We start from the raw sequence: 256 nt of genomic DNA on the forward strand, positions 1-256 counted from the left end.
TGGTTCTGTCGGAGGCTCGGGTTATTGGATTCCGATCAGGGGTTGGTCGGTCCGTTGTGCATCGTAGAACGCGGCCTCGAACTCGGTTGGTGAAACGTCGGCGAGGTAGCTGTGTAGACGGCTGGTGTTGTGCCAGTTCACCCAGCCCAGGGTCGCCAGCTCGACGTCCTCGACGGTCTTCCACGGTCCGGTGCGAGCCGGCCCGTAGATCAGCTCGGCCTTGTAGTAGCCGTTGACGGTCTCGGCCAGAGCGTTG

At 62.5% G+C, this 256-nt stretch carries 1 protein-coding gene; it reads right to left on the minus strand.

The features are described 5' to 3' along the window. Nucleotides 1-21: 21 nt before the first annotated feature. Nucleotides 22-256: integrase core domain-containing protein (locus AC5Y4T_RS26215; protein ID WP_499956165.1), on the minus strand; the 235-nt coding region annotated here is incomplete at its 5' end.

This window comes from Mycobacterium sp. NGS11, assembly GCF_059813315.1.